A 6512-nucleotide genomic window follows, 5' to 3' on the forward strand; every position below is an offset into this window, starting at 1 on the left:
CAGAGCTTCCCACGCTTTGTAAGTCGGCACGAACGAAAGCTAAGACTTGCGGATGCGTCGAGTCAAGACCAAGACGCCGCCTCGACTTCGCCGAGGCGAGTGCCGGTGCCGCTTCGGTGCCCGGCCGGCTATGCGCCGTGTGAGCGCCTACGGACCCCGCAGGACTATGGTCGCTATGTCGCGTTCCCGAGCATCCGGCCCGTTCTCGCCGGCGCGATCCCGCAGCGCGCCGAAAGGAAACCCCGCATGCACCCGCGATTCGCCGAACTGGCTTGGGCCTCCACCCGCATCGGCGAGGTCAGCCTGCGCCGGCGCCTGGAGCCCACCACCAAAACCGAGGTTTACGAGGTCAAACTCGGCGACGAGTACCTGATGTCCAGCCTGTTCACGGTCGCGGAGGAGGAACTGGCCCGGCTCACCCTGGCCGCCCTGCCGAACGCACCGCTGGACGTCGTCGTCGGCGGTCTCGGCCTCGGCTACACCGCCCGCACCGCCCTGGCCGACGACCGGGTCCAGTCCCTGGTCGTGGTCGAAGCGCTGGCACCGGTGATCGACTGGCATCGCCGTGAACTGCTCCCGCAGGCCCGCACCCTCACCACCGACCCCCGCACCACCGTGCTGGAAGGCGACTTCTTCGCGCTGCTGCGCGACGGCGCCGGTTTCGACCCGGCCGTCCCGGACCGCCGCTTCGACGCCATCCTGGTCGATATCGACCACTCGCCGGTCAACGTCCTGGACCCGACTCACGCCGACCTCTACACCCCCACCGGGCTACAGCGACTCGGCAGCCGCCTGCACCCGGGCGGGGTGTTCGGGCTGTGGTCCGACGACGGGCCCGACGAGGCATTCCTGGCCGCCCTGCGGCAGAGCTTCGCCACGGCAACCGCCCAGGTGGTGACCTTCGCCAACCCGCTGACCGGGGGCAACTCCGCCAACACCGTCTACGTCGCCACCACCGGCCGACCCTGAATCAGGCCGATGGCCGGGGTCGTCGGAACGCGCGGCTCGGGAGCGGTAAGAAAGGTCGGCGACGCGCCGCGAACGTGGTGTGAACCCGAATCGTGGCGGCGAAGCTGAGGATGCTCATAGGGTGACCGAGCCGGCGGTGAATCCGCTTTCAGCGTGCCAGGTGGCCTTCAGCACCTTGGATATGGCCGGCACGATGGCGTGGTATCGGGACGTGTTCGGCTTCGTCGACTCCGGCAGCAATCCGGGCCAGGGTGGCGAGGACGTGGCGGCCATGCAGGGACTGCCTGAGGCCCGGCTGGACATGGCGTGGCTCGTCGACGCACAGGACTTCTTCCAGCTCGAATTCTTCCAGTACACGGCCCCGGCTCCTCGGCCCAGGCCGGCGGCGTCCAGCTGGTCGGACATCGGATACGTCGCCGTCGGTATCCACGTCGGGGACTTCGACGAGACACTGACGCGACTGCGGCGGCTCGGCGCTGAACCGGTGACGGCGACTGCCGGGTCTGCACCTGGCCGGCGCGTCCTGGTCCAGGATCCCGAGGGCGTGCTGATCGAGGTGATGGAGGACGACGTTCGGCGCCGCGGCGGTGGCCTACCGCGGGTGTCTCGGCCGTCGGTCGCGGTCATGACTCGATTCGTGCGGGTCGTGGTGCCGGATGTGGCCGACGCCGTCGACTATTTCGGCGCCTCACTGGGTCTGCCGTCGGCCGACCCCGCGGTGAGCGGGCCGGCCCACGCGACGGTGTGGGAGCACGACGACTCGGTGGAGTCGGCGGCGTTCTGGGCCGGCGACTTCCTGATCGAGGTCGTGCATTACACCGATGGCCGATCCCGGCCCCGCCCCGACGACTACCGCCTGAGCGACCAGGGGCTGATGAACGTCGCGCTCGGCTCTCGATCGGTGGACGACTACCGCCACGTCGTGGCCGGTCTCGGGCCTGCCGTGCGTTCCTATCAGGAAACCCACCTGGGTCCCGCGGTCGTCAGATACGTTGCCGACCGGCATGATCTGAGTGTCGAAGTGCTGGCCATTCCCGACCCCGAGATCGAGCGTGCGGCCGGCTTCGCGCCGTCGGCTCTTCCCGGCTGAAGCGCGTCGGTCCTCGTCCAGGCGCGAGTCGGGCAGCCGGGCACTACAATCGCGCCACTGCATCGGCGGCATCCTGGGAGGCGTTACGACTATGGAGGACGCACCGCCCCGATCGGCGGGGTTCGATCCGACGGAGCCGAGCGCGGCCCGGATCTACGATTACCTGCTCGGCGGCAAAGACAACTACGCCGTCGATCGGGAGGCCGCCGACCGGCTCCTCGCTGTGGTGCCGGACCAGCGCCTGCTCGCCCGCACCAACCGCGCGTTCGTGCTGCGCGGGGTGCGCCTGTCTACCGAGCAGGGGATCCGACAGGTCCTCGACCTCGGTACCGGGCTGCCCACCTCGCCGAGCGTTCACGAGGTGGTCCATGCCGTGGATCCTTCCGCCCGCATCGTCTACGTCGACAGCGATCCACTGGTGAAGGCGCACAACGATGCGCTGCTGGCCGCGCCCGACGAGGTGACCTCCATCGAAGGTGACATCCGCCGGCCGGAGGAGATCGTCGACCGCCTTCGGCGCGACCGGCTGATCGACTTCGCCGAGCCGGTCACCGTGGTGCTCGCCGCCGTGCTGCACCTTGTCCCGGACGCACTGGATCCGGCCGGCATCGTGGCTCGCTTCGCCGGGCCGCTGGCGCCGGGCAGTCATCTTGTGCTGTCTCAGTTCGCGGCGCACAGCGACCCGGCCGCGATCGCCGCTCTCCGCTCGATCGCCGACGGAACGGCGGTGGAGACCTACTTCCGGACCCGCGAGGAGATCGAGCGGCTCTTCGCCGGATTCGATCTGTTGCCGCCCGGCGTGGTCGACGTCGGCCAGTGGCGTCCGGATGCCGATGCCCCCTCGACCCACCTGAAGATCAGCGGCGGTGTCGGCCGCAAACCCGCGTAAGAACGGCTGCGCTCGCGCGGGGCCGGGGCACCGGCGGGCCGGTCAGGCTGAGCAGAGCCAGGCCGCGGTGTCCGGGGGGAGGAGGCCGGCGGTCAAGGGGCCGCTGGTGAGCAGGACCTGGGCGGCCGGGGGCAAGGGAACGGGCTCGCCGGAAAGATTGGCCAGGAAGGTGAAGCGTCCGGGCCGGGTGAAGGACAGCACTTCCGGGTCGGTGGGCAGCCACTCCAGCGACGCGGAAACCGGCGTGAGGTGCTCGCGGCGCAGCTGAATGGCCGTGCGATAGAGCTCCAGCATCGAGTCGGGGTCGCCGGTCTGAACCTCGGCGGTGCGGGTGTTCCAGCCGGCGGGCTGGGGCAGCCACGGCCGCTCGGTGGCGTCGTCGGGGCTGAAGCCGAACGGGGCGGAGCCGCCCGACCACGGCAGCGGGACGCGACAGCCGTCGCGGCCGATGTCCGCGCCGTGGGTCCGGTGAAAGATGGGGTCCTGGCGGAGGTGGCCGGGGATGTCCTCGACTTCCTCCAGTCCGAGTTCTTCGCCCTGGTAAAGGTAGACCGAGCCGGGCAACGCCAGGTCGAGCAGCAGTGCGGCGCGAGCCCGGCGGAGGCCGAGGGCCACGTCGACCGGGGTGCCGTGCTGGCGCAGGCGGTGACCGTAGGAGCTGTCGGCGCGGCCGTAGCGGGTGACATGCCGGGTGACGTCGTGGTTGGACAGCACCCAGGTCGCGGGGGCGCCGACCGGGGCGTGCGCGTCCAGGGTGGCGTCGATGACATGCCGCAGTGCCTTGGGATCCCACGTGCAGTTCAGGTATTCGAAGTTGAAGGCGGTGTGCATCTCGTCGGGGCGGAGGTACATCGCCAGCCGGTCCGGCTTGTCGAGCCAGACCTCGCCGATCAGGGCGCGCGGCGGGTCGTACCCGTCGGCGACGGCCCGCCAGGCCCGGTAGATGTCGTGGACGGCGTCCCGGTCGATGAACGGGTGGGGGAGGGGCGGGTCGGCCGGGTCGAAGTCGGCGAGGGCGGGGTCCTTGGCGGGCATGGTCGCGGAGTCGATGCGTACGCCGTCGGCCCCGCGGTCGAACCAGAACCGCAGGACGTCCTCGTGCTCGGCGGCGACCTCGGCGCTGTTCCAGTTCAGGTCGGGCTGCTCGGGCGCGAACAGGTGCAGGTACCACTCGCCGGGCGTGCCGTCCGGTTCGGTGACGCGGGTCCAGGCCGGGCCGCCGAACACCGACTGCCAGTCGTTCGGTGGGAGGGCCCCGCGGCCGGGGCGGAACCAGAACCGTTCCCGCGGCGGCGAGCCGGGGCCGGCCGCCACGGCTTCGGCGAACCAGGCGTGCCGATCCGACACGTGGTTGGGCACGATGTCGATGATCACTTTGAGGCCCAGGTCGTGCGCCTCCGCGATGAGCGCCGAAGCCTCGGCGAGGTCGCCGAAGAGCGGGTCGATCGCCCGGTAGTCGGCCACGTCGTAGCCGCCGTCCGTCTGCGGGGAGGCGTACCAGGGGTTGAACCACAGGGCGTCGACGCCGAGCGCCGCCAGATAGGGCAGCCGCCGGCGGACACCGGCCAGATCGCCCACGCCGTCGCCGTTCGCGTCGGCGAACGAGCGTACGTACACCTGGTAGATGACGGCGGTACGCCACCAGTTGTGAGGCACAGCTACTCCCATGAAGGTTCAGCCCTTGACGGCGCCGGCGGACAGACCGCCGAGGATGTGACGTTGGAAGATCACGAAGACGACGATCATCGGGACGGCCGCGATGGTCAGGCCGGCGATCATCTCGGTGGGCGGAACCTGACTGCTGGCCGACAACCGTTGCAGGGCAACCGAAAGGGTCTGCTTGTCCGGGTCCTGCATGACCAGCATCGGCCAGAGGAAGTCCTTCCACATGCCGATGATCGAGAAGATCGAGATGACGGCCAGGACGGGTCGCGAGAGCGGCAGCACGATCCGGGTGAGGGTCTTCTGCCGGGACGCGCCGTCCATCGCGGCGGCCTCGAGGATCTCGTGTGGGATGTGGTCGAAGAAGCGCTTCAGAACGTAGATGTTGAAGCCGTTGGCGGCGGCCGGCAGCCACAGCCCCCACGGCGAGTTGAGCAGGTTGAGATGCACGAGCGGCACGTCGGTGACGGTCAGATAGGCCGGTACGAGCAGGGCGGCGACCGGGAGCATGAGGGTCGCCAGCATCCCGGCGAAGATCAGGCCGCCGAACATCGGGCGGAGCTTCGACAACGCGTACGCGGCGCTGACGTCCACGACCACCTGGACCAGCCATCCACCGGCCGCGTAGTAGACCGTGTTGACGAAGTAGTGCGGGATCCGCATGTGGGACCACGCATCGGCGTACGCGGAAAGGCCGGGGTCCTTCGGCAGCACGGTGACCGACTGCGCGGCGAAGTCCGCGGGGGTTTTGAGCCCGGCGGTCGCCATCCAGTACAACGGGTAGAGGAACACCGCGGCGACGACGACCGTGGTCACGGCGAGCACGGTGAAGTAGACGACGCGCGTGCGGGGCCGCTTGAGGGCGACGTCGGAGATCAGGGTACGCATCAGACGGTCCTCTCCCGGGTGATCCGGAGGTAGAGGGCGGCGAACGCGGACAGCACGACGAACAGCAGCACGCTGAGCGCCGCGGCGAGCCCGAAGTCCTGGTTGACGGCGAACGCGTACCGGTAGATCAGCGTCATCACGGTGATCGTCTCGGGGTTGGTGAAACCGGTCAGCTGGAACGGCTCGATGAACACCTGCATGGTCGCGGTGATCTGGAGCAGCAGCATGACCAGCATGATGAAGCGCAGCTGCGGCAGCGTGACGTGCCAGATCCGCTTCCACACGCCGGCGCCGTCCAGTTCGGAGGCCTCGTAGAGGTCCGGCGGCACCGATTGGAGGGCCGCGAGGTACATCAGCGCCGAGCCGCCCATGTTGGCCCAGGTGGAGACCAGCACCAGCGAGAGCATCGCGGTCCGGGGCGACTGCACCCACTGGGAGGTCGGCAGGTGCGCGCCGTGCAGCAGGGTATTGAACAGCCCCTGGCCGGGGTCGTAGAAGAACTGCCACAGCATCGCGCTGACGATGGGCGGCAGCATCACCGGCAGGTAGACCGCGAGCCGGAAGTACGTGTTGAAGTGCCGCAGCTCGTTGAGCAGGATCGCCATCGCGACCGGGATCGCGTAGCCGAACACCAGCGCCAGTCCGGTGAACTCACACGTATTCCGGATCGCGGTGCCGAGCAGCGGGTCGGCGAACAGGGCCCGGTAGTTGTCCAGGCCCACCCATTGCGGATCGGTGACCAGGTTGTCCTGCTGCAGGCTGAGGGTGATGCTGCGGACCAGCGGATACCAGGAGAACAGCCCGAAGCACAGCAGGGCGGCCGCCAGGAAGCCGTACGCCGCGAGGTTGTCGCCGAGGCGGCGCCGCAGCCGCCCGGGCCGCCGGCGCCCGGCGTGGTCGTGCGCGCGGGCCCGGAGCGGCGCGGCGGCGGTCGTGGTGGTCGCCATGCGGGACTTGCCTTTCTGATCGGCGGCCGGCCGAGTGCGGAAGAGCGTCGGGTAGGGAATGAGTGTA

The 6512-nt window shown here is 69.5% G+C and carries 6 protein-coding genes; 3 read left to right on the top strand and 3 right to left on the bottom strand.

The features are described from left to right. Window positions 1-246: 246 nt before the first annotated feature. The 3 genes from AB0M88_RS43695 (at window position 247) to AB0M88_RS43705 (ending at window position 2948) form a co-directional block, all read left to right on the top strand. The gene (locus AB0M88_RS43695; RefSeq protein ID WP_364112448.1) at window positions 247-969 is read left to right on the top strand and encodes a spermidine synthase; all 723 of its coding nucleotides are present in this window, start codon (window positions 247-249) and stop codon (window positions 967-969) included. A gap of 79 nt (window positions 970-1048) precedes the next feature. Beyond that, the gene (locus AB0M88_RS43700) at window positions 1049-2059 is read left to right on the top strand and encodes a VOC family protein (RefSeq protein ID WP_364112449.1); all 1011 of its coding nucleotides are present in this window, start codon (window positions 1049-1051) and stop codon (window positions 2057-2059) included. Then, on the top strand, window positions 2022-2948 hold the full coding sequence (locus tag AB0M88_RS43705) for an SAM-dependent methyltransferase (RefSeq protein ID WP_364112451.1): 927 nt from the start codon (window positions 2022-2024) through the stop codon (window positions 2946-2948). The genes AB0M88_RS43700 and AB0M88_RS43705 overlap by 38 nt, the downstream gene beginning before the upstream one ends. Before the next feature lie 42 nt (window positions 2949-2990). On the opposite strand, the gene AB0M88_RS43710 is transcribed toward AB0M88_RS43705, so the two are convergent. The 3 genes from AB0M88_RS43710 to AB0M88_RS43720 all read right to left on the bottom strand — a co-directional run. Further along, on the bottom strand, window positions 2991-4616 hold the full coding sequence (locus AB0M88_RS43710) for a glycoside hydrolase family 13 protein (RefSeq protein ID WP_364112453.1): 1626 nt from the start codon (window positions 4614-4616) through the stop codon (window positions 2991-2993). A gap of 6 nt (window positions 4617-4622) precedes the next feature. After that, a complete protein-coding gene (locus AB0M88_RS43715; RefSeq protein ID WP_364112455.1) occupies window positions 4623-5498 on the bottom strand; it encodes a carbohydrate ABC transporter permease in 876 nt (291 codons plus the stop codon). Continuing rightward, window positions 5498-6512: sugar ABC transporter permease (locus AB0M88_RS43720; protein WP_364112457.1), on the bottom strand; the 1015-nt coding region annotated here is incomplete at its 5' end. The genes AB0M88_RS43715 and AB0M88_RS43720, both read right to left, overlap by 1 nt.

It is taken from the genome of Actinoplanes sp. NPDC051411 (genome assembly GCF_040682075.1).
Lineage (GTDB): Bacteria > Actinomycetota > Actinomycetes > Mycobacteriales > Micromonosporaceae > Actinoplanes.

Coding starts and splice junctions, on each gene's coding strand:
- AB0M88_RS43695 (WP_364112448.1), top strand. CDS start 247: ATGCACCCGCGATTCGCCGAACTGGCTTGGGCCTCCACCCGCATCGGC.
- AB0M88_RS43710 (WP_364112453.1), bottom strand. CDS start 4,616: ATGGGAGTAGCTGTGCCTCACAACTGGTGGCGTACCGCCGTCATCTAC.
- AB0M88_RS43715 (WP_364112455.1), bottom strand. CDS start 5,498: ATGCGTACCCTGATCTCCGACGTCGCCCTCAAGCGGCCCCGCACGCGC.